This window comes from Achromobacter sp. (genome assembly GCF_057314935.1).
Genome location: NZ_DBHKZA010000017.1, coordinates 60,445 through 81,865, shown reverse-complemented (window position 1 = coordinate 81,865; position 21,421 = coordinate 60,445). Strand labels below are relative to the sequence as shown.

General features: G+C 67.4%; 18 protein-coding genes. 12 read left to right on the top strand and 6 right to left on the bottom strand.

Going from position 1 to position 21,421, the window contains the following annotated elements; genetic code table 11:
- The first annotated feature begins 16 nt into the window (after positions 1 to 16).
- From ACO6D5_RS08880 to ACO6D5_RS08840, 9 genes are all read left to right on the top strand, one after another.
- Entirely contained in the window at positions 17 to 1,204 is a 1,188-nt protein-coding gene (locus tag ACO6D5_RS08880; RefSeq protein WP_485825171.1) for an acetyl-CoA C-acyltransferase, read from the top strand.
- 116 nt (positions 1,205 to 1,320) lie between these two features.
- Entirely contained in the window at positions 1,321 to 2,802 is a 1,482-nt protein-coding gene (locus tag ACO6D5_RS08875; RefSeq protein ID WP_485825170.1) for an amidase, read from the top strand.
- Between the two features lie 259 nt (positions 2,803 to 3,061).
- Entirely contained in the window at positions 3,062 to 4,681 is a 1,620-nt protein-coding gene (locus ACO6D5_RS08870) for a methyl-accepting chemotaxis protein (RefSeq protein WP_315845347.1), read from the top strand.
- 8 nt (positions 4,682 to 4,689) lie between these two features.
- A complete protein-coding gene (locus ACO6D5_RS08865) occupies positions 4,690 to 5,232 on the top strand; it encodes a chemotaxis protein CheW (protein WP_315845348.1) in 543 nt (180 codons plus the stop codon).
- Positions 5,229 to 6,512: a CheR family methyltransferase gene (locus tag ACO6D5_RS08860; RefSeq protein ID WP_485825169.1), complete on the top strand. Its 1,284-nt coding sequence runs from the start codon at positions 5,229 to 5,231 to the stop codon at positions 6,510 to 6,512. Before ACO6D5_RS08865 ends, ACO6D5_RS08860 begins: the two co-directional genes overlap by 4 nt.
- On the top strand, positions 6,505 to 7,164 hold the full coding sequence (locus ACO6D5_RS08855) for a chemotaxis protein CheW (protein WP_088587147.1): 660 nt from the start codon (positions 6,505 to 6,507) through the stop codon (positions 7,162 to 7,164). Before ACO6D5_RS08860 ends, ACO6D5_RS08855 begins: the two co-directional genes overlap by 8 nt.
- The gene (locus tag ACO6D5_RS08850; RefSeq protein WP_485825168.1) at positions 7,161 to 9,461 is read left to right on the top strand and encodes a response regulator; all 2,301 of its coding nucleotides are present in this window, start codon (positions 7,161 to 7,163) and stop codon (positions 9,459 to 9,461) included. Before ACO6D5_RS08855 ends, ACO6D5_RS08850 begins: the two co-directional genes overlap by 4 nt.
- Entirely contained in the window at positions 9,458 to 10,468 is a 1,011-nt protein-coding gene (gene cheB / locus ACO6D5_RS08845) for a chemotaxis-specific protein-glutamate methyltransferase CheB (protein ID WP_315845352.1), read from the top strand. The genes ACO6D5_RS08850 and cheB overlap by 4 nt, the downstream gene beginning before the upstream one ends.
- 34 nt (positions 10,469 to 10,502) lie before the next feature.
- On the top strand, positions 10,503 to 11,531 hold the full coding sequence (locus ACO6D5_RS08840) for a diguanylate cyclase (protein WP_485825167.1): 1,029 nt from the start codon (positions 10,503 to 10,505) through the stop codon (positions 11,529 to 11,531).
- Between the two features lie 73 nt (positions 11,532 to 11,604).
- Here the strand turns inward: ACO6D5_RS08840 and ACO6D5_RS08835 are convergent, their stop codons facing one another.
- Positions 11,605 to 12,084, bottom strand: a complete 480-nt coding sequence (locus ACO6D5_RS08835) for an Lrp/AsnC family transcriptional regulator (protein ID WP_315131448.1) — start codon at positions 12,082 to 12,084, stop codon at positions 11,605 to 11,607.
- A gap of 178 nt (positions 12,085 to 12,262) precedes the next feature.
- On the opposite strand from ACO6D5_RS08835, the gene ACO6D5_RS08830 reads away from it, so the two are divergent.
- A complete protein-coding gene (locus ACO6D5_RS08830) occupies positions 12,263 to 13,546 on the top strand; it encodes a cystathionine gamma-synthase family protein (protein ID WP_485825166.1) in 1,284 nt (427 codons plus the stop codon).
- Positions 13,547 to 13,565: 19 nt separating this feature from the next.
- Here the strand turns inward: ACO6D5_RS08830 and ACO6D5_RS08825 are convergent, their stop codons facing one another.
- A complete protein-coding gene (locus tag ACO6D5_RS08825) occupies positions 13,566 to 15,086 on the bottom strand; it encodes an MFS transporter (RefSeq protein ID WP_485825165.1) in 1,521 nt (506 codons plus the stop codon).
- 140 nt (positions 15,087 to 15,226) lie between these two features.
- On the opposite strand from ACO6D5_RS08825, the gene ACO6D5_RS08820 reads away from it, so the two are divergent.
- Positions 15,227 to 16,105: a LysR family transcriptional regulator gene (locus tag ACO6D5_RS08820; protein ID WP_485825164.1), complete on the top strand. Its 879-nt coding sequence runs from the start codon at positions 15,227 to 15,229 to the stop codon at positions 16,103 to 16,105.
- On the opposite strand, the gene ACO6D5_RS08815 is transcribed toward ACO6D5_RS08820, so the two are convergent.
- From ACO6D5_RS08815 to ACO6D5_RS08805, 3 genes are all read right to left on the bottom strand, one after another.
- Entirely contained in the window at positions 16,098 to 16,784 is a 687-nt protein-coding gene (locus ACO6D5_RS08815; RefSeq protein WP_315845356.1) for an FCD domain-containing protein, read from the bottom strand. The genes ACO6D5_RS08820 and ACO6D5_RS08815 overlap by 8 nt on opposite strands.
- A gap of 127 nt (positions 16,785 to 16,911) precedes the next feature.
- Entirely contained in the window at positions 16,912 to 18,315 is a 1,404-nt protein-coding gene (locus tag ACO6D5_RS08810) for a dipeptidase (protein WP_485825163.1), read from the bottom strand.
- A gap of 62 nt (positions 18,316 to 18,377) precedes the next feature.
- Positions 18,378 to 19,358 carry a Bug family tripartite tricarboxylate transporter substrate binding protein gene (locus ACO6D5_RS08805; protein ID WP_485825162.1) on the bottom strand — a complete coding sequence of 327 codons (981 nt, stop codon included), beginning with the start codon at positions 19,356 to 19,358 and terminating at the stop codon, positions 18,378 to 18,380.
- Between the two features lie 131 nt (positions 19,359 to 19,489).
- Between ACO6D5_RS08805 and ACO6D5_RS08800 the strand changes: the two genes are divergently transcribed.
- Complete coding sequence (locus ACO6D5_RS08800; RefSeq protein WP_485825161.1) at positions 19,490 to 20,389, top strand: LysR family transcriptional regulator; 900 nt, start codon at positions 19,490 to 19,492, stop codon at positions 20,387 to 20,389.
- Between the two features lie 12 nt (positions 20,390 to 20,401).
- Here ACO6D5_RS08800 and ACO6D5_RS08795 read toward each other — a convergent pair whose 3' ends face one another.
- Complete coding sequence (locus tag ACO6D5_RS08795) at positions 20,402 to 21,388, bottom strand: tripartite tricarboxylate transporter substrate-binding protein (RefSeq protein ID WP_315845360.1); 987 nt, start codon at positions 21,386 to 21,388, stop codon at positions 20,402 to 20,404.
- Positions 21,389 to 21,421 lie beyond the last annotated feature (33 nt).

Here is a 21,421-nt window from a genome sequence, read left to right as displayed (position 1 = left end):
CTTACAAGGAACAGCCATGATTGCCGAAGATCCTATTGTCATCGTTGCCGCCGCGCGGACTCCGCTGGGGCGTTTTCTCGGGGGCCTGGCCCCCGTGGCCGCTGCCGACCTGGGCGCCGTCGCGATCCGCGCGGCGCTGGAACGCGGCGGCGTGCCGGCCTCCAGCGTGGATGAAGTGCTGATGGGGTGCGTGCTGCCGGCGGGGCAGGGACAGGCGCCGGCGCGCCAGGCCATGCGCGCTGCCGGCGTACCGGACGCGGTGGGCGCCACCACGGTCAACAAAGTGTGCGGGTCCGGCATGAAGGCGGCGATGATTGCGCATGACCAGATCCTGGCCGGCGCGATTGACGTGGCGGTGGCCGGCGGCATGGAGTCCATGAGCAACGCGCCGTATCTGCTGAAGAAGGGGCGCTCGGGTTATCGCTTCGGCCATGACCGCGTCTACGACCATCTGGCGCTGGACGGCCTGGAAGACGCCTACGAGGCGGGCCGGCCGATGGGCGACTTTGGCGAAAGCGCCGTGCAGGCCTACGGTTTCACCCGCGCCGACCAGGACGCCTATGCGGCCGAGACGCTGCGGCGCGCGCGGCTGGCGGTGGAGTCCGGCGCGTTCGCCGCCGAGATCGCGCCGGTGGCTGTGCCGGGCAAGGGCGGGGCGCTGACGGTCGACCAGGACGAGAATCCGTTGAAGGTGTCGCTAGAGAAAATCCCCACGCTCAAACCCGCCTTTCGCGAAGACGGCACCATTACGGCCGCCAGCGCATCGGCCAATGCGGACGGCGCGGCAGCGCTGGTGCTGACCCGCGAATCGGTCGCGCGCCGCGAAGGTTGGCCGGTGCTGGCCCGCATCCACGGCCACGCCACGCATAGCCAGGAGCCGGCCTGGTACACGACGGCGCCCATTCCGGCCATCCGCAAGTTGCTGGACAAGGCCGGCTGGCAGATTCAGGATGTGGACCTCTTCGAGATCAACGAGGCGTTCGCCGTGGTCGCCATGGCCGCGGCGCAGGACCTGGGCATTGCGCGCGACCGGCTGAACGTCAACGGCGGTGCTTGCGCGCTGGGGCATCCGATCGGCGCGACGGGCGCGCGGCTGATCGTGACCTTGCTGCACGCCTTGCAGGCGCGGGGCCTGCGGCGCGGCGTGGCGGCGTTGTGCATCGGCGGGGGCGAGGCCACTGCCGTGGCGATAGAACGGGTCTGAGCGGTCGGGGCGGTCCCCGGTCCTGTCGGGCGGGCGTGGTCTGCCTGGTTTGCGTAGTATGTCGGTTGCGCCAGGCGTTCGCCGCCTGCGACCATAACGACAAACCAGGAGACCGCATGCCCCCCGCCACGCCGGCCGCACCCGCCAGCCTGAACCCCATCGTCGCCATGCCGGCGCACGCCCTGTCGGAGGCCATCCGGCGGCGCGAGCTGTCCTGTGTCGACGTCATGCGCGCCTATCTGGCGCATATCGACCACGTCAACCCCAAGATCAACGCCATCGTCGCTCGCCGGGATCCGGACGCGTTGCTGCGCGAGGCCGCCGAGCGCGACGCGCAACTGGATGCGGGACAGTGGCTGGGCTGGATGCACGGCATGCCGCAGGCCCCGAAAGATCTGACGGCGGTGCGCGACATGGTCACGTCCATGGGCTCGCTGGTCTACAAGGATCTGGTCACGCCGCACGACTCGATCATGGTCGAGCGGATGCGGGCATCGGGCGCCATTTTCATCGGCCGCAGCAATGTGCCGGAATTCGGCCTGGGGTCGCACACGTACAACTGGGTCTACGGCACCACCGGCAACCCCTACGATCCGACCAAGACCGCCGGCGGCAGCAGTGGCGGCGCGGCGGCCGCGCTGGCCGCCCGCATGCTGCCGGTCGCCGACGGCAGCGACTTCGGCGGGTCGTTGCGCAATCCGGCGGCGTTCTGCAACGTCTATGGCATGCGCCCGTCGGCCGGCCGCGTGCCGTTTGGCCCGGCGCCCGAAGTGTTCTTGAAGCAGCTGTCCTACGAAGGGCCGATGGGCAGGACGCCGCGCGACGTGGCGCTGCTGCTGTCCGTGATGGCGGGGCACGACAAACGTTCGCCGCTGTCGCTGCGCGACGACCCGGCGCAGTTCGCCGCGCCGCTTGCGGCCGACATGCGCGGCAAGCGCATCGGCTGGCTGGGCGATTGGAACGGCTACCTGGCCATGGAACCGGGCATCCTGGACCTGTGCGCCCAGGCTCTGGCCGCGCTGGGCACCGTGGGCTGCGATGTCGTCGATTACCAGGTGCCTTTCGCCGGCGACCGCCTGTGGCGCATCTGGCTGGCGCATCGGCATCTGATGGTGGGCGGCCAGTTCCATGCCCTGGTCGAAAACCCCGACACGCGCAAACTGGTCAAGCCGGCGTTGATCTGGGAAGTCGAGGGGCTGGAAGGCATGACGGCGCGGCAGGTCTACCAAGCCACGGAAGAGCGCAGCGCCTGGTACCAGACCGTGGTGCGCATGTTCGACGAGGTCGATTTCCTGGCGGTGCCGTCGGCGCAGGTCTTTCCGTTCGACGCGGCGCTGGACTGGCCCAAGCAGATCGCCGGACGCCCCATGGATACCTACCACCGCTGGATGGAGACGGTGACGCCGTGGACGCTGGCGGGCTGCCCGGTGATCAGTGTGCCGGTGGGCTTCAATGCGCAGGGCTTGCCGATGGGGATGCAGCTGGTGGGGCCGCCGCAGGCGGACCGGGACGTGCTGTGCCTGGCGCACGCCTACGAGCAGGCAAGCGACTGGGTGCATGCGCGGCAGCCGGAAGCCTTGTGGCGCGAATCCGCCTGACACGGGGCTTCTGTACGCACTGTCACCGTAAAAGACAAGGGCCTTGTAAGCGGACTTTGCATTTTTCCGACGAACCGGCCGCTTCCTCAGGGTTTCCCTTGCTTTTTCATGGCTGACCGGCCAAGCCTTTGCAATAATTAGCGAAATTATCCACATCCCGTCATAAGGTGGGGCACGGGCGCGCGTCGCGGCGCGTCCGGTCGTTCAGGGGCGTCCTTTCGGGCGTTGAAGCGTTGAACCAGCACAAAGGTCTCCCGGCATGAAGAATCTGACACTCCGCCAGCGCATCCTGGCCAGCTTCCTGGTCATTCTGGCCATCATGGCGTTGATGGTGGTGGTGGATTACCGGCGCTTGCTGCACATCGAGGAAGAGGTCGCCACGATCAACACCGATGCCGTGCCCGGCATCTACTACAGCACCTCGATCCGGTCGTCGTGGTTCGCGGGTTTCGTGGTGGTGCAGGACGCCTACAACTCGGACACCGATGCCGAGCGCCGCGCCGCCCTGGACGCGCTGCCCAAGAACGACCAGCAGCTGGAAGAGAACATTGAGTCGTACCGGCGCACGGTTTCGCGCGGCGACGACCGCAAGATGTTCGACGAATTCGAATTGGAACTGCAGGCATACAAGCGCATCCGCGCCGACATCCTGGAGCAGGCCGCGACGGGCAACGTGGCGCAGGTGCAGGCGCGCATCAAGACGGAGCTGCGGCCCGCGTTCTACAAGGGCCGCGACACGCTGGCCAAGATGGTCGCGGAAAACAAGCGGCAAGCGGACGAGTCCGCGGTCAGCATCCAGAAGTCGGTGGATACCGCCGAGGTCGGGATGCTGGTGTCGCTGGCGCTGGCGATTGCCGCCGCCATCGTGTGCGGCTTCCTGTTGATGCGAGCCATCGCCAACCCCATGCGCGATATCGTCAAGACCCTGGAATCCACGGGCGGCGGCGACCTGACCCGCCGGCTGTCGCTGGCGCGCAAGGACGAGTTCAACGCCATCGAGACCGGCTTTAACGGCATGGTCGACGAATTGACGGGGCTGGTGGCCAAGACCCAGCGTTCGGCCGTGCAGGTTGCCACCTCGGTCACCGAGATCGCGGCCACGTCCAAGCAGCAGCAGGCCACGGCCTCTGAAGTGGCGGCCACCACGACCGAGATCGGGGCGACCTCCCGCGAGATCTCCGCGACTTCGCGTGAACTGGTGCGCACCATGACCGAGGTGTCCGGCGCCGCCGAGCAGACGGCGTCGCTGGCCGGCAGCGGGCAGGTCGGGCTGGCGCGCATGGAAGACACGATGCGCAACGTGGTCGGCGCGGCTGGATCGGTCAATGCCAAATTGGCGATCCTGAACGAAAAGGCCGGCAATATCACGCAAGTGGTCACGACCATCACGAAGGTGGCGGACCAGACCAATCTGCTGTCGCTGAACGCGGCGATCGAAGCCGAGAAGGCCGGCGAGTACGGTCGCGGCTTCGTCGTGGTGGCGACCGAGATCCGCCGCCTGGCCGACCAGACCGCGGTCGCCACCTACGACATTGAACAGATGGTGCGCGAGATCCAGTCATCGGTGTCCGCAGGCGTGATGGGCATGGACAAGTTCTCGGAAGAAGTGCGCCGGGGCATGGCCGACATGCAGCAGGTGGGCGATCAGTTGTCGCAGATCATCCAGCAGGTGCAGACGCTGGCGCCGCGCGTGCAGATGGTCAACGAAGGCATGCAGGCGCAGGCCACAGGCGCCGAACAGATCAACCAGGCCCTGCAGCAGTTGAGCGATGCCGCGCAGCAGACGGTGGAGTCGCTGCGGCAGTCGAGCCTGGCCATCGAAGAGCTGACGCTGGTCGCCAATGACCTGCGCAGCGGCGTGTCTCGCTTCAAGGTGTGAGCCCGGCCATGGCTGCGCTGGCCCCTTCTTCGTCCGAGTCCGTCACCGCGCTTGCCGCGGCGCGGCGGCTGTATCTGCTGTTTCGCATTGGCGAAGACCGCTATGCGCTGGACGCGGCCGATGTGGTCGAAGTGCTGGGCCTGCGCGCGCTCAAGCAGGTGCCCGGCACGCCGCCCTGGGTCGCCGGCATGCTGGACCGGCGGGGCACGCCCGTGCCGGTGATCGACATGAGCGCGCTGGCAGGCCACGGGAGCGCGGTGACGGTGACCAGCACCCGGCTGGCGCTGGTGCGCTACCGGCCGGATCCCGGCGCGGAAAGCCGCCTGCTGGGCTTGATCCTGGAACAGGCGACCGAGACGGTGCATTACGACCCGGCGGCGTTCCGGCCTTACGGACTGGACAATCCCGGCGCCCGCTATCTGGGCCCGGTGCTGAGCGACGCGCGCGGCATGGTGCAGGCCGTCAACGTCGGGGACCTGCTGCCCGCCACGGTGCGGGCGCTTCTGTTCCCGGAGTCTGGCGGCGGGCGTGAAGGCGAGGCGCTGCCATGACCTTGATCGACGAATTCAGCGCCGTGCTCAAGCGCAAGATGGGCCTGGACAGCGGCTCGATCGGCAAGGCGGCCGTCGAACGGGCGGTCCGGCACCGCATGGGCGCCGTGAACGCAGTGGACGAAAGCGATTACCTGATGCGGGTGCAGACATCGCCCGCGGAAATGCAGCAACTCATCGAAGCCGTGATCGTGCCGGAAACCTGGTTTTTCCGGTATCCGGAGTCGCAGGCGGCCATGGCGAAGCTGGCATGCGAACGTTTGTTCGCGGCGGGCGTGTCTGACGACCGCGTGCTGCGCGTGCTGAGCGTGCCGTGTTCCAGCGGCGAAGAGCCGTATTCCATCGCCATGGCCTTGCTGGATGCCGGCGTTCCCGCCGCGCGGTTCCAGGTGGATGCCGTGGACATCAGCGAGCGCATGGTCGAATTCGCCCGGCGCGCCGTATACGGCCGCAACTCGTTCCGGGGCGACGATCTGGCCTACCGGGACCGTCACTTTGCCGAGACGGCCGATGGCTACCGGTTGGCAGCGGCGGCCAAGGACCGGGTGCACTTCCAGCAGGGCAACCTGTTCGACGCCAATCTGCTGTTGGGCGCCGCGCCTTACGATTTCGTGTTCTGCCGCAATTTGCTGATCTATTTCGACGCGGCGACGCAAGAGCGCGCGGTACAGGTGCTGCGGCGCTTCACGCGCGGCGACGGCGTGATCTTCGTTGGGCCCGCAGAAACCAGCCTGATGACGGCCCGCCGCCTGCCTGCGGTGCCGATGGCGCGCTCGTTCGCTTTTTCGGCGCAAACCCTGCCGCCGCCGGCCGAAACGTATGCGCCGCCCAAGCCGATCGTGCACGCCTGGACGCCGCCCCGGCGGCCCGTCGCGCAGCCGCCGGCGGCGCGTTTGCCCTTGCCGCATGCGGCGATCGCGCCTGCGGCGACCGCCCCGGCTCCGGTTCTGGCTTCAAACGGCACCCACGCCGACATGTCCTTGCGCCAGATTGCGGCGATGGCGGATCAGGGGCGCGTGCAGGATGCCTTGGCGCAGTGCCAGGCGCACCTTGACACCCATGGCGCCAGCGCCGATGGCCTGCATCTGCTGGGCCTGTTGCAAGACGCGGCGGGCGATGCGCGCCAGGCGCAGGCCGCCTACCGCAAGGCGCTGTACCTGGACCCGACGCATCGTGAAGCGCTGCTGCATCTGGCCGCGCTGATCGCGTCGGCGGGCGATGTGGAAGGCGCCCGCCGCCTGCAAGCGCGCGCGGCGCGAGAGGAGGCCCGTCGTGAGTGAATCCATCGCGCTGCTGTCCGACGTGGACGACTGCTGGAACCGTATCGGCATCCGGGGCGACAAGAGCTGCGGCCAACTGGCGGGGCACGTGCACTGCCGCAACTGTCCGGTCTATGCGACCGCGGCAAAGCGCATCCTTGATCGTCTGCCGCCCCAGATGGACGTGCAGGACCATGAGCCGGAAGCCCGCCACAGCACGCGGCAGTCGTCGCTGCTGGTGTTCCGCCTGGGCCGGGAGTGGCTGGGCCTGCCCACGCGGGCGCTGGACGAAGTGGCCGGCACGCGCCCCGTCCTGACGCTGCCGCATCGTCGCGACCCGGCGGTGCTGGGCGTGACCAACGTGCGCGGCACCCTGACCGTCTGTGTGTCGCTGGCGCGCCTGCTCGGCCTGGATGCCGCGCCGGTGGATGCGCGGGAACGGGCCGCTGCGCGCATGCTGATCTTTGGCGGGACCGGCCGGGCAGTGGTGCTGCCCGTGGATGAAGTGGAAGGCATACACGCCGTGGACCTGGATGCGCTGGAGCCGCTGCCGGCCACCGTGGAGGGCGCCAGCCAGACCTATTCGCGCGGCATGGCGCGTTGCGGCGGCCGTGGCGTAGGCGTACTGGACGAGAATCTGCTGATGCAAGCTTTGGAACGGAGTCTGGCGTGAACCCGGACGAGATGCGCGACGCGTCGCTCCTGGAGCTGTTCCAGCTCGAGACCCGCACCCAGGTGCAGGTGCTGAACAACGGCCTGCTGGCGCTGGAGCACGACCCGACGTCGGCCGCCCAGCTGGAAGCCTGCATGCGCGCCGCCCATTCGCTCAAGGGCGCCGCGCGCATTGTGGACCTGCATCCGGCGGTGCGCATCGCGCACGCCATGGAAGATTGCCTGGTGGCTGCGCAGGAAGGGCGGTTGCGCTTGCAGGCGACCGATATCGACGCGTTGCTGATGGGTACGGACCTGCTGCAGCGGGTTGCCACGCCCGGCGTCGAACTGGGCGGCGAGATCGACGAACTGGTGGTCCGCCTGAGCAATGCGCCCAACGCGCCGCCTGCGGCCCCTGCCGTGCCGCCGCGTCCGCCCCGGCCGTCGGACTTCCTGCCGCCGATTCAACGCGTCGATGATCCGCCCTTGGCCGCGCCGGCCCCGGCGTCCGCACCCGCCCCGTCATCGCAGGCGATGGTGCGACGGAGTTCGGATCAGGGCATCTCGGAAGGCGAACGCGTGCTGCGCGTGACGGCCGATACGCTGAACAAGCTGCTGGGCCTGTCCAGCGAAACGCTGGTGGAATCCCACTGGGTCGGACCATTCGGCGCGTCCATGCTGCGGCTGCGGCGCATGCAGTCGGGCGCCGCGCAGGCGCTGGACGGCGTGCGCGCCGCGCTGGCGGGCCAGCACGTGGACGCGCGTGTCCAGGCCGCGCTGGACGATGCGCAGCGTATCGTGGGGCAGTGCCAGCAGGAACTGGCGCAACGCACCAGCGAGGTCGACGAATTCGGTTGGCGCATGAGCCATCTGGCGCAGCGCCTGTACGACACCGCGCTGGCCTGCCGCATGCGCCCGTTCGGCGACGGCGTGGGCGGCATGGCCCGCATGGTGCGCGATCTGGGCCGCTCCCTGGGCAAGCAGGTGCGGCTGGAGATCGAGGGCGACGCGACCCAGGTCGACCGGGACATCCTGGAAAAGCTGGATGCGCCCCTCATGCATCTGTTGCGCAACGCGGTGGACCACGGCATTGAAATGCCGATGGACCGGATGGACGCCGGCAAGTCGCCGGAGGGGCTGATCAAGCTGGCCGCGCGCCACGCGGCCGGCATGCTGCTCATCGAACTGAGCGACGACGGCGGGGGCATTTCCCTGGACCGGCTGCGCGTCGAAGTGGTGCAGCGCAAGCTGACGAATGCCAAAACGGCGGCGCGGCTGAGCGAAGCCGAACTGCTGGAATTCCTGTTCCTGTCGGGCTTCAGCACGCGCGGCGAAGTCACCGAGATCTCGGGGCGCGGCGTGGGCCTGGACGTGGTGCAGACCATGGTGCGGCAATTGCGCGGCGCCGTGCGGATCCATCAGACCTCGGGGCAGGGCACGCGCTTCGTCCTGGAAATGCCCCTGTCGCTGTCGGTCGTGCGCAGCTTGCTGGTGGAAGTGCAGGGCGAGATCTACGCGTTTCCGCTGGCGTATGTCAGCCATGCCTTGCAGGTGCGCGCCGAAGAGATCGAACAGCTGGAAGGCCACCAGCATTTCCGCTTCATGGATAAGCAGATCGGCCTGGTGTCGGCGCGCCAGATCCTGCGCGCGGGCGAGCCGGCGCCCGCGGCGGAGTCGGTGGCCGTGGTGGTCGTGGGCGATCACGACAAGCTCTACGGCATTGCCGTGGACCGCTATGTGGGCGAGCGCACGCTGGTGGTGCAGCCGCTGGACCCGCGGCTGGGCAAGGTGCAGGATGTGATGGCCGGCGCCCTGATGGACGACGGCACGCCGCTGCTGATCCTGGATGTCGAAGACATGCTGCTGTCGGTCCAGAAGCTGATCGAGGGCGGGCGCCTCACGCGCGTGGATGGCGGCGGCCCGGTGGTCCAGGCGCGACGGCGCAAGCGCGTGCTGGTGGTGGATGATTCCCTGACGGTGCGCGAACTGGAACGCAAGCTGCTGCTGAACCGGGGCTTCGAGGTCGCCGTGGCGGTGGACGGCATGGACGGCTGGAACATGCTGCGGGGCGAGGACTTCGACCTGGTCGTGACCGACGTCGACATGCCCCGCATGGACGGCATTGAACTGGTGTCCCGGATCAAGGCGGATCCCCGGTTGCAAAGCCTGCCGGTAATGGTAGTGTCGTACAAGGATCGCGAGGAAGACCGGCGGCGCGGACTGGATGCCGGCGCCGACTACTATCTGGCCAAGGGCAGCTTCCACGACGATGCGCTGCTTGATGCCGTCGAAGACTTGATCGGAAAGGCACTCACGTGAGAATCGGGATCGTCAACGATCTGCAAATGGCGGTCGAGACCATGCGGCGCGCGATCGCGCTGGAGCCCGGCCTGGAAGTGGCCTGGGTGGCCAGCGACGGCGAGCAGGCCGTGGCGCAGTGCGCGCGCGACCGGCCGGACGTGGTGCTGATGGATCTGATCATGCCCGTGATGGACGGCGTGGAGGCCACGCGCCGCATCATGGCGGAATCGCCTTGCGCCATCGTCGTGGTGACGGCGGACGTGGCCCGGCACACGGCGCGCGTCTTCGACGCCATGGGCTACGGGGCGCTGGACGCGGTGGACACACCGGTGGTGGGGGGCGCAGACATGCGCACCGCCGCCGCGCCCCTGCTGCGAAAAATCCGCAATATCGGCTGGCTGATCGGCCGCTACGGCAATCGCCCGGCGCTGACCCCCGTGGACAAGCCGTCGCCCAAGCCCTCGTCGCAGCGCCTGCTGGTGATTGGCGCTTCGGCGGGCGGCCCGGCCACCCTGGCGCAATTGCTGCGCGACGTGCCGCTGGACTTTCCTGCAGGCATTGTGCTGGTGCAGCATGTGGACGCGTCGTTCGCCGCGGGCATGGCGGATTGGCTGAACGACCAGGTGCTGTTGCCGGTGCGGCTGGTGCGGGAAGGCGAACGGCCGCTGCCCGGCCAGATCCTGCTGGCGGGCACCGACGACCATCTGCATTTGCTGGCGGATGGCACCTTGCGGTATACGGAAGACCCGAAGGAAAGCCTGTATCGGCCATCCATCGACGTGTTCTTCCACAGCGTGGCCCAGCATTGGCGCGGCACTGCGGTAGGGGTGCTGCTGACCGGCATGGGGCAGGACGGGGCGCGCGGGCTGAAGGCCCTGCGTGAACGCGGATGCCTCACCATCGCGCAGGACCAGGCCACCAGCGCCGTATACGGCATGCCCAAAGCGGCGGCGGCCATGCAGGCGGCGGTGGAAATCCGACCATTGAACCAAATCGCTCCCCGCTTGATCCAGGCGTTTGCCTGAGCGGCCCGATATCGTCAGACATCAAGGAAATACTATGCACCCTCCCATTGACAGCTCGGCCTCCGCGGATCTGAATTCGCATGCGGCCATGGTGCTGCTCGTCGACGACCAGGTGATGGTCGGCGAGGCGATCCGGCGGGCGCTGGCGACGGAGGGCAACATCGATTTCCACTACTGCTCGGACCCCTACAAGGCGCTGACGGTGGCGATCCAGACGCGTCCCACGGTCATCCTGCAGGATCTGGTGCTGCCGGGCGTGGATGGCTTGAGCCTGGTGCAGGAATACCGCAACCACCCCGTCACGCGCGACATCCCGATCATCGTGCTGTCCACCAAGGAAGACCCGGCGATCAAGAGCGCGGCTTTCGCGGCCGGCGCCAACGACTATCTGGTGAAGCTGCCCGATTCCATCGAACTGGTGGCGCGCATCCGCTACCACTCGCGTTCGTACCTGGCGCTGGTGCAGCGCGACGAGGCCTACCAGGCCTTGCGCCAAAGCCAGCAGCAGTTGCTGGAAAGCAATATGGAATTGCGCCGCCTGACGAATTCGGATGGCCTGACCGGCTTGGGCAACCGCCGCTATTTCGACGAATACCTCAACGCCGAATGGCAGCGCGCGCGCCGAGACGGCCGCGAGATCAGCATGCTCATGATCGACGTAGACCACTTCAAGGCCTACAACGACACCTATGGCCACATCGCGGGCGACGAAGCGCTCAAGCGCGTGGCCAACACCATCTTCGCCAGCTGCGACCGGTCTACCGACTTGGCAGCCCGCTTTGGCGGCGAAGAGTTCGCCCTGGTGCTGCCGGGCACGCCCGCGGGCAGCGCGCGCTTGGCCGCCGAAAAGCTGCGCCGCGCCGTCGAAGCCATGCAGATTCCGCAGAAGGACACGGGTTCGGGGCCGTGGCTGACGGTCAGCATCGGTACCGCCACGGCGGTACCCACGGCAGACCAGCCGTGCACCGACCTGATCCTCGCGGCCGACCGCGGGCTGTACCAGGCCAAGCACCAGGGACGCAATCGCGTCGTGCCGGGCCAGATGCCGCCCGTGGCGGAGTAAGCGCCTTCCTGCCGCGGCGCCAGGCTGCGGCTGCGCCCTCGGTGGGCGCCACGCAAATCCCCCCCTGCGCCGCCTACAGGTGCAGTTTGGTCGACGACTTCACTTCATGCATCGACAGCGTGCTTAGCAACTCCTTCACGCCGGGCAGGGTGCGCAGGCGGTTGCGCACGAATTCGGAATAGGCGTCGAAGTCGCGGGCGACGATGTGCAGCAGATAGTCGTGCTGGCCGGTGGTGTTGTGGCAGGCCAGCACTTCGGGCATGGCCGCCACGGCGGCCTCGAAAGCATGGCATAGCTTTTCGGTGTGGTTCTCCAGCGAAATGCTGACGAACGCCACCACCCCCATCCCCAGCGCGCGGCGGTCAAGAATGGCCTGATAGCCGCGGATGACGCCTGACGTCTCCAGCCGCTTCAACCGTTTCCAGCATGGCGAAGCCGACAGCGATACGCGCTCGGCCAGCTCCGCATTGCTCAGGCGGCCATCTTCTTGAAGGATTTTCATGATTTTCCAATCGATCGCGTCAAGTTGATGTAACAAGGCAGTGTCTTTCATAAATTGGTTCAGATGGGAAACAACGTTTCCCATTATCGCGGTCTTGTGACTGAAATGGAAAGAATATTGGGGTGGCCTGCGCCCATACTGCAAGACATCCCGAGGCGGCCGGCGCTATTGTCATCGAATGCGAAACGCGCCTGCCCGGTCGGCTGGAACCCCAGAGAAGAGGCACACCATGACGTATTCGACCTATCACAAGAAAGAGTTTTTTGGCCGTCCCCTGCATGCCGAGACGCAGATGATGTCGTATGGCTACGACCCCTTCCTGTCGGAAGGGGCGGTCAAGCCGCCGGTGTTCCTGACGTCGACGTTCGCGTTCCGCTCGGCCGAAGACGGCGCGGCCTTTTTCGACCTGGTATCGGGGCGCAAACCCCTGCCGCAGGGCGAATCGGCCGGCCTCGTGTACAGCCGATTCAACCATCCCAACCTGGAGATCGTGGAAGACCGGCTGTCGTTGCTGGACGGCTCGGAAGATGCCGCGGTGACGTCCAGCGGCATGGCCGCGATCAGCGCGGTGCTGATGGCGTTCCTGCGGCCCGGCGACCAGTTGGTGCAGTCGCTGCCGCTATATGGCGGCACCGAGACCCTGATTGCGAAGATCTTCCCGGAATGGGGCATCGGGTCGCATCCGATTCAGGATGGCCTGTCGCCCAAGCACATGCGGGCCGCGCTTGAAGCCGCCGCGGCCAAGGGGCCGGTACGCGTGTTCTATATCGAGACCCCCGCCAATCCCACCAATTCGCTGATCGATTTCGAAGCCATGAAGAACGAGCTGGACGCGTTCCAGACGCGCCACGGCTACCGGCCGATCTCGGTCTGCGACAACACACTGCTGGGACCCATCTTCCAGAAGCCCGCCGAACATGGCGTGGACCTCTGCGTGTATTCGTTGACGAAGTACGTGGGCGGCCACAGCGATCTCGTGGCCGGCGCCGTCACGGGCACGAAGGAACTGATCAAGAAGGTGCGGGCGATCCGCAGCGCGTTCGGCTCGCAGCTGGATCCGCATTCCTGCTGGATGATCACGCGGTCGATGGAGACGGTGGTGCTGCGCATGAAGCAGGCGGCGCGCACGGCCACCAAGGTGGCCCAGTGGCTGGCGGGCAACCCATATGAAAAAGTGCAGATCTTCCATCCCGAGATGATGTCCGACCGCGCGTATCAAGAGGTCTACAAGCGCCAGTGCACCGGGCCGGGGTCGACGTTTGCCTTCGTGCTGGACGGCGGGCGCGAGCGCGCCTTCCGGTTCATCAACGCGCTGCACCTGTTCAAGTCCGCGGTCAGCCTGGGCGGCACCGAATCGCTGGTCTGCCATCCCGCGTCCACCACGCATTCGGGCGTGCCGGCGGCCGAACGCGATGCGGCAGGCGTGTCGGAAGGGTTGATCCGCGTCTCCATCGGGCTTGAGCACGAAGAAGACCTGATCGCCGACATGGACAACGCCTTCCGCAAGCGCTGACCGGGCCTGGTGCCGCCGCTCAGGCCGCTTGCGCCGGCCTGCGCGTGCGGTTCAGCAGCACGAACACGGCGGTGGCCAGCAGCATGACCGTCGCGGTCGCGATCACCACGGCGTAGCCGGTGTCGAAGGCCGATTTGGCCACCTGCGTCAAGGCGGCCGCAAGGTCGGTCGGCAGGCCTTCGGCCACCATCAGCGCATCGTCCAGGCTGTCGCGCACGGTCCCGGCTTGCGTGACGCCCGCCGGCACGTCCAGCGTCTGCGCATAGACGCCAGTCAGGATCGATCCCATCAGCGTCACGCCCAAGGCGCCGCCCAACTCGTACGACACCTCTTCGATGGAGGCCGCCATGCCGGCGCGTTCCGGCGTGGCGCTTTGCATGATGGAGCTGGACGCCGCCGTCATGGTCGCGCCGATACCTATGCCCAGCACCGTCAGGCTGGCCATCTGCGCCATGAACGACCCGTCATAGCTCAGCAGGTAGCCGCCCATGCCCAACCCCGAGACGGTCAGGGCCAGGAACATTAGGCGCGGGCCCCGCATGTAGGCCAACAGCCATCCCGCCAGGGGCCCCGCCACGAAGGCGGCCAGCGGCAGCGGCAGGATGTAGAGCGCGGCCTGGATGGGCGACATGCCCACCACCAGCTGCAGGCGTTGGCTGAATACGAGCTCCATGCCGAACAGGGCTGCGCCCGCGAACAGGGCGGCGGCCACGCCCGAACTGAAGGTGGCGTTGCGGAAGATGGCGAAGTCGATCAGCGGATACGGACGGCGGCGTTGGCGCCGAACGAACACGGTCAGCATCGTGATGCCGGCCGCGCAGGCCAGGCCCGCATGCAGCCACGACGTGGTGGCCTTGCCCAGTTCCTTCAACGCATAGGCGCAAAGAATCAGCCCGGCCATGACCTGCAGCGAACCGGCCAGGTCCCAGGGCCGCGCGGCGCTGGGCCGGCTGGCGGGAATGCAGCGCCAGGCCAGCGGCAGCGCCAGCAGCACGATCGGCACGTTGATCAGGAACACCGAGCCCCACCAGAAATGCTCCAGCAGCACGCCGCCCACGACCGGGCCCAGCGCCGCGCCGCCAGAGGCGACCGACGCCCAGATGCCGATGGCGACGGCGCGTTCACGTTCGTCGGCAAAGGTAAGGCGGATGATGGACAGCGTGGCCGGCATCATCATGGCGGCGCCCACCGCCAGCAGCACGCGGGCGGCGATCAACGCGGGCGCGCCGGGCGAATAGGCGGCGGCCAGCGACGCCACGCCGAATACGGCGAGGCCCATCATGAACAGGCGCTTGTGCCCGAGCCGGTCGCCCAGCGTGCCCATGCCCAGCAGCAGGCCGGACACGACCAGCGCGTAGACGTTCACGATCCATAATTTGGCCGACGCCGAGACGCCCAGGTCATGCGTGAGCCGGGGCAAGGCGGTGTACAGCACCGTCATGTCCACCACGATCAACAACAAGGCGATGGACACGATGGCCAGCACCAGCCAACGGCGCGGATCGGCCGTGGCGACAGCGTTCGAATGAGTCCGCTGCATAGTTCTACTCCTGTGAGGCAACTGACAACCGGCGGCCGCTACGGTGCGGCGCCCGCTTCAGGTCCGGTATTATCTATCTGTATATTTGCCTGAAAAAGTTTGATTCCATCTATTAAATTGATGGATGAATGGGAGTCGCCATGCACTGGACCTTGGATCAACTACGCCAATTCGTCGCGGCCGCGGACGCAGGCTCGTTTTCTGCCGCCGCACGCGGACTGGGCCGCGCGCAGTCGGCCGTCAGCACGTCGGTCGGGCTGCTGGAAGCGGACCTGGGCGTGGAATTGTTTGACCGGTCACGGCGCAACGCCACGCTGACGCCCGCGGGCGAAGTGATGCTGCAAGAGGCCCGCGAACTGCTGCGCCAGGCCTCGGGCCTGGATCAGCGCGCGCTGTCGTTCGCCGCAGGGCAGGACGCGCGGCTGTCCATCGCACTGGATGAGGCCTTGCCGTATCAGGTGCTGGGCGCGCTGGTGCTCGAGCTTGCGGCGCGCTTTCCGGCGCTGGAACTGACGCAGCTGAACGGCACGGCGACCGAAGTGGCCGACTACGTGCAGCAGGGCCGCGCCAGCATCGCCTTCCACTTCGACCGAGGCGATCCGGGCAGCGCCTTCGCGCACCGTTATCTGGGCCATGTGGAGCAAGCCGTCTTCGTGGCGTCGGGGCATCCGCTGGCGGCGCTGGCCGAGGTCACGCGCAGCGATCTGGCGCGCTACCGGCAGCTGGTCATGCAGATGGAGTGCGTGGATGACGTGGTGCTGAGCCCGACGGTGTGGCGCACCGACAGCTTCTACAGCATCGCCGGCATGGTGGCGGACGGCTTGGGCTGGGCGATCCTGCCCTTGAACATCGCGGAATACGAGAGTTTCCGCACGACGCTGGCGCGCGTGCCGTGCGCCGGCCTGTCGTTGCCGATGCTGTCCGTGCGGACCCTGTGGCTGCAGGGCGCGTCGCTGAGCGCGACCGAAACCTGGCTGCAGCAGCGCATGGGCCAGCTGCTGGGGGCGGGGGCTAGCTGAGCAGGGCGGTGACCAGATCGCCGCCGGCCCGGCCGTCATCCGTGAAGTTCAGCGCCGTCTGGACGTGCTCCAGATGTTCGTCCATCAGCGCGCAGGCGCGTTCGGTGTCGCCCGCGCGGGCGGCCTCGATGAAGGCGTGGTGTTCTTGGGACGAGCAACTGGCGTCGTGCGAGCTTTGATACAGCACGGTGATCACGGCGCTGCGCGCGGATAGTTCGCGCAGCATGCCCGTCAGCACCGAATTGCCCACGGCTTCGGCCAGCAGGATATGGAAATGGCCCAGCAGATGGTTGCGTTTCTGGACATCGCCGCTCTCGAGCGCGCGGCGTTCTTCGGCCAGGTGGGCATCGATGCGGCGGTAATCGGCGGCGGTGGCGGTGGCCACGAATTCCTTGGCCAGCGCGGCCTCGAGGATGCGGCGCACGGCGTAGACTTCGCGCGCCTCGTTCGCGTCCGGCTTGCTGACGAAAGCGCCCTTGTCGGGCACGATATTGATCAGCTTGTCCTTGCTCAGCATCAGCAGCGCGGCGCGGATCTTGGTGCGGCTGACCTTGTAGACGCGCGCCAGCGCTTCTTCGCGTAGCCGGGTGCCGGGCGGGAGCTTGTGCGCCACGATGGCGGCGGCCACTTCGCGGGCGATATCGTCGGCGCTGGGATCTAGCTGGACTTCCTGGGTCATGGGGCGCGGCAGGGGCTGCCGGGAGGGAAAAACCATCGGGCAGCCAGTCTATCAAAAAGCCGAACAGGAAAGGCAGACATTTTTTGAATACAAAAATGCCACGCAATCCTGACCGGCTTGCCCCCTTTCAGCGCGAGTGGAAGGCTGCCGGCTCGAAGCGCCCCAGCGCGTCCAGCAGTTCGGTCCAGGCCTTCACCCCTTGGCCGATCGACGACAGGCGGAAGAATTCATTGGGCGCGTGCACGTCCTCGTCGGGCAGGTTGAACCCGAACATCAGGGTATCGATGCCCAGCATTTCCTTGAAGACGGAGGTGATGGGGACGCTGGCGCCCAGCCGCACGTGAATTGGCCTGGCGCCGCCGGGCGCCTGCAGCACGGCTTGCGCTGCCGTCACCAGGGGATGCTCCGGGTGCAGCGTGGCGGCGGGCGATCCCGGGTTCAGCGCCACGACCGCCAGTTCGCAGCCCGTCGGGCAACGGGCTTGCAGATGCGCCTGCACCGCGTGGATGACCTGCGCGGGGTCTTGGCCTTCCACGACCCGCACCGTCAGCTTGGCCTGGGCTTCGCAAGGGATGATGGTCTTAACGCCGGCCCCGGTGTAGCCGCCCCACATGCCGTTCACGTCCAGCGCCGGGCGCAGCGTGATCCGTTCGCGGGGGCTGTAACCGGGTTCACCGTGCGAGGCGCCGGCCACGTCGGTGAAGAAGGCGGCTTCGTCGTAGGGGAAGGCCGCCGTGTCCTGGCGCTGCCGCGGCGTAGGGGCTTCGGCGCCGGCATGGAAGCCGGCGACGGCGACGCTGCCGTCCTGCGCGTGCAGCGACGCCAGCAGCGCCGCCATTTCGTGCAGGGCGTTCCTGACGCCGCCGCCATAGCGGCCGGAATGCAGGTCTTTGGAGGCCGTGCGCAGCTTGATCTCCAGGGCGGCATTGCCGCGCGCGCCGGTATTGATGGTGGGCGTCGTGGCGCTGGCGCGGCCGCCGTCGGCCGACAGCACGGCGTCGGCGGCCAGCAGGTCGCGGTAGCGTTCGATCAGCGGGCGCAAGGACGGGCTGCCTGTTTCCTCTTCGCCTTCGATGAACACCTTGATGTTGACGGGGCAGGCGCGCAGCGTGGCCAGGAAGGCGAACACGACTTCCAGGGCAATCGTGGTGGACCCTTTAACGTCGGACGTGCCGCGGGCGTATAAGCGGTCGCCAACCTGCGTGGGTTCGAAAGGCGGGGTGCGCCACAGTTCGACCGGGTCGGCGGGCTGGACGTCGTAGTGGCCGTAGATCAGCACCGTCGGCCGCCCCGGCGCGCCGGTCCATTCGCCATACACCGCGGGCTCGCCACCGCCGTCCAGCAACTGCACCTGTTCCAGGCCTTCGGCACGCAGCCGTTCGCACAGGAAGCGGCGGGCCTCGCTCATGGAGGCGGCGTAGGCAGGGTCGGCGCTGACGCTGGGAATGCGCAGAAAGGCCTTGAGCCAGGTTTCAATCTGCGGCTGGCGGGCGGCCAGATGATTCAGGACGGGCTGGAGAGAATCGGTCATGGATGAGTCCGGAAGGAAAGGAAGGCGGCGCGCGCAGGGGCGCGGGCCGATGGGGCGGGCGCTCAGTCGCCGCGGAAGCCGCTGCGCCGCACCAGGTCGGCCAGGCCGGCGGTCTGTTCGGCATAGAAGGCGTCGCCTTCGGCAAGCGTCTGCGGCGCGAACAGGATCTTGCCCTGCGCCTCCAGCGTCTTGCGGGCAGCCGGGTCGCGCAGCGAGGCCTGGATCGCGGCGTGCAGCTTCTGGACTGCCGCCGCCGGCGTGCCTTTCTTCACCAGATAGGCGGTCCAGATGGTGTAGTTGAAGTCCTTCAGCGTGGCGCTTTCCTGCACGCTGGGCACGTCGGGCAGCGCGGCCAGGCGTTCCCGGTTCAGCGTGCCGATGATCTTCAGCCGCCCCTCGCGGCGCAGGTCTTCGTAGTTCGCCTGGTACGGCATGATGGCGAAATCGATCTGGCCGCCGGCCATGTCGGTGATCAGCGGCGCGCCGCCGCGGTACGGGATGTGCGTCAGCGCGACGCCGGTGCGTTCGGCCAGCGCGGCGGTGATCAGGTGGATCATCGACCCTGCGCCGCCTGATCCGTAGGTCAACGGCACGCTGCGCTGGCGCGCCAGGGCGATCAGTTCGTCGACATTGGCCGCGCCCAGGTCCGCGCGCGTCACGACGACGTAGGGCGATGTGGCCACGGGCGCCACGAACTGGAAATCGTCCGGCTTGTAGGTGACGGACTTGTTGGTCAGCCCCGCCAGGATCAGTTCATTGGGCGAGCCCTGGAACAGGGTGTAGCCGTCGGCCTTGGCGTTCAGCACGCGGTTCGCGCCCAGCGCGCCATTGGCGCCGCCCAGGTTTTCGACGACCACCTGCACGCCCAGCGACTGCGACATCGGCGCCTGCACGGCGCGGGCGGTGATGTCGCTGGCCGCGCCCGCCGGGTAGGGCACCAGCAGGGACACGGGTCGGGCGGGATAGTCCTGCGCCTGCGCGTGGGCGCCGACGCCCAAGCCGGTCAGCAGCGAGACGGCGGCGATCATCAGATTCTTTTTCATGGCATTCCCCTTGTGATGGATCCGAGTGCTGGATGGGATGCTAGAAGCGGCCGTTTCATCTGTCCAATCGATTGATTGGCTGATTACAATGCGTTTTATGCATGATTAACGGGACCAACCGGGGCGGGGCCATGAACCTTTCGCAGCTTGCTCATCTGGTGGCGCTTCTGGAGACTGGCTCGTTCACGCGGGCAGCCGAAGCGCTGCACTTGTCGCAACCCGCGTTCAGCCGCAGCATCCAGTTGCTGGAGGGGGAACTGGGCACGCTCGTCGACCGCATCGGCAAGCGCAACGAACCCACGCCGCTGGGCCGCCTGGTGGGGCAGCGGGCGCGCCGCGTCTTGGCCGAAGTGGAGGAAATCCGCCGTGAAGCGGAAATGCTGGCGCAAGGCGAAACCGGCGCCATCCGGCTGGGGTTGGGGGCGGCGCCCAGCGCCTTGCTCAGCGTGCCGTTGATGCAGCACCTGCTGGACCACTACCCGAAGCTGCGCGTCAAGCTGTCGCGCGGGCCCACCGAATCGTTGCTGGTCAGCCTGCGCGAGCGCGTGCTGGACGCGCTGATCGTGCACATCCGGACGCTGGACAACGAAGAAGACCTGGAGGTGGCGCCGATGCCGGCATTGGCCTCGGGCTTTGTCTGCCGGCCGGGCCATCCGCTGCTGAACTTGCGCGGCGCAACGCTGGCCGACGTCTTGGACTATCCCGTCGTGTCGACGGGTTTAAGCCCGGAAATCCGGCGGCGGCTGGCCGGCGCCGCGGCGCCGGCGGGGTTCGAGCTGCATATGGAATGCGAAGACATTTCTTACCTGTTCGATATCGTCGAGCGATCGGACGCGGTCTTCCTGGGCGTGCTGGCCTCGGCGCGCACGCTGGCGGAATCGGAGCGGCTCGTCCGGCTGCCGCCGCCGCCGGACTTCGATATCCAGGCGCACTTCGCGTTTGTGACGTTGCGGGGCCGCAGCATCAGCGCGGCCACGCGCATTACGCGGGAACGCTGCTTGCAGGTCATCCAGGAAGCGGCGGGGGCGTAAGCCCCGCGTGCCTTAGTCCTTCGCCATCAGGCCCAGGTATTCGATCAGGCCCTTTTCCTTGACGTAGGTCGCCTGGGCCCAGTCCTTGTAGTCCTGGCTGTTGCGGTAGGCCGGTTCCTGGTTCAGCTGCTTCATCACTTCGACGCTGGCCGGATCGAACAGGGCCTTCTTGAACGCGTCGTGCAGGGTCTTCACGACCGCCGGGTCCATGCCCTTCGGGCCGGCCAGGCCATACGGCGACGTGGACACGACCTTGTAGCCCAGCTCTTGCGCGGTGGGCACGTCGGGCCAGCGGGTAGTGCGCTTGTCGCCGAAGGTCACCAGCAGCCGCATCTTGCCCGCATCCACGAACTGGTCCCACCCCGTGGCGTCGCTTTGCGCCATGACGTGGCCGCCCAAGAGCGCCTGCTGCATGTCGGCGTTGCCCTTGAACGGCACGTGGTTCAGCTTGACCTTGGCGTTGATGGCGATTTCCTCGATCAGCAGATGCGGCGACGAGCCGATGCCGGTGGAGCCGTAATCGATCTTGCCGGGGTTCTGGCGCGCGGCCTCGATGTATTCGTTGAAGGTCTTGTACGGCGAATCCGAACGTACCGTGAAGCCGAAGGTGTAGCCCGACAGCCCGATGATGAAGCTGAAGTCGTTGATGGGGTCCCAGCTGCTCTTCTGCATGTAGGGCATGCGCAGCATCGCCAGCGTGTACAGGCTGATCGTGTAGCCGTCCGGCTTGGCGGTGCGCGCCATCGTGGCCGTCCCCAGCGTGCCGCCCGCGCCGGGGCGGTTCTCGACGATGACGGTCTGGCCCAGGTACTTGGAGGCGTCCTGCGCCACGATGCGCATGTGGCGGTCGGTGGAACCGCCGGCGGGGAAAGGCACGATCAGCGTGATGGGCTTGGTGGGGAACGCGGATTGCGCGCCGGCCGACAGCGGCAGGGCGGCGCCGGCGGCGGCGAACAGCAGGGCGCCCAGGCAGGCGCGGCGCAGAGGCTTCTTGAGCATGGGTTTGTCTCCGGTGTGTGTTGTTATGGCTGG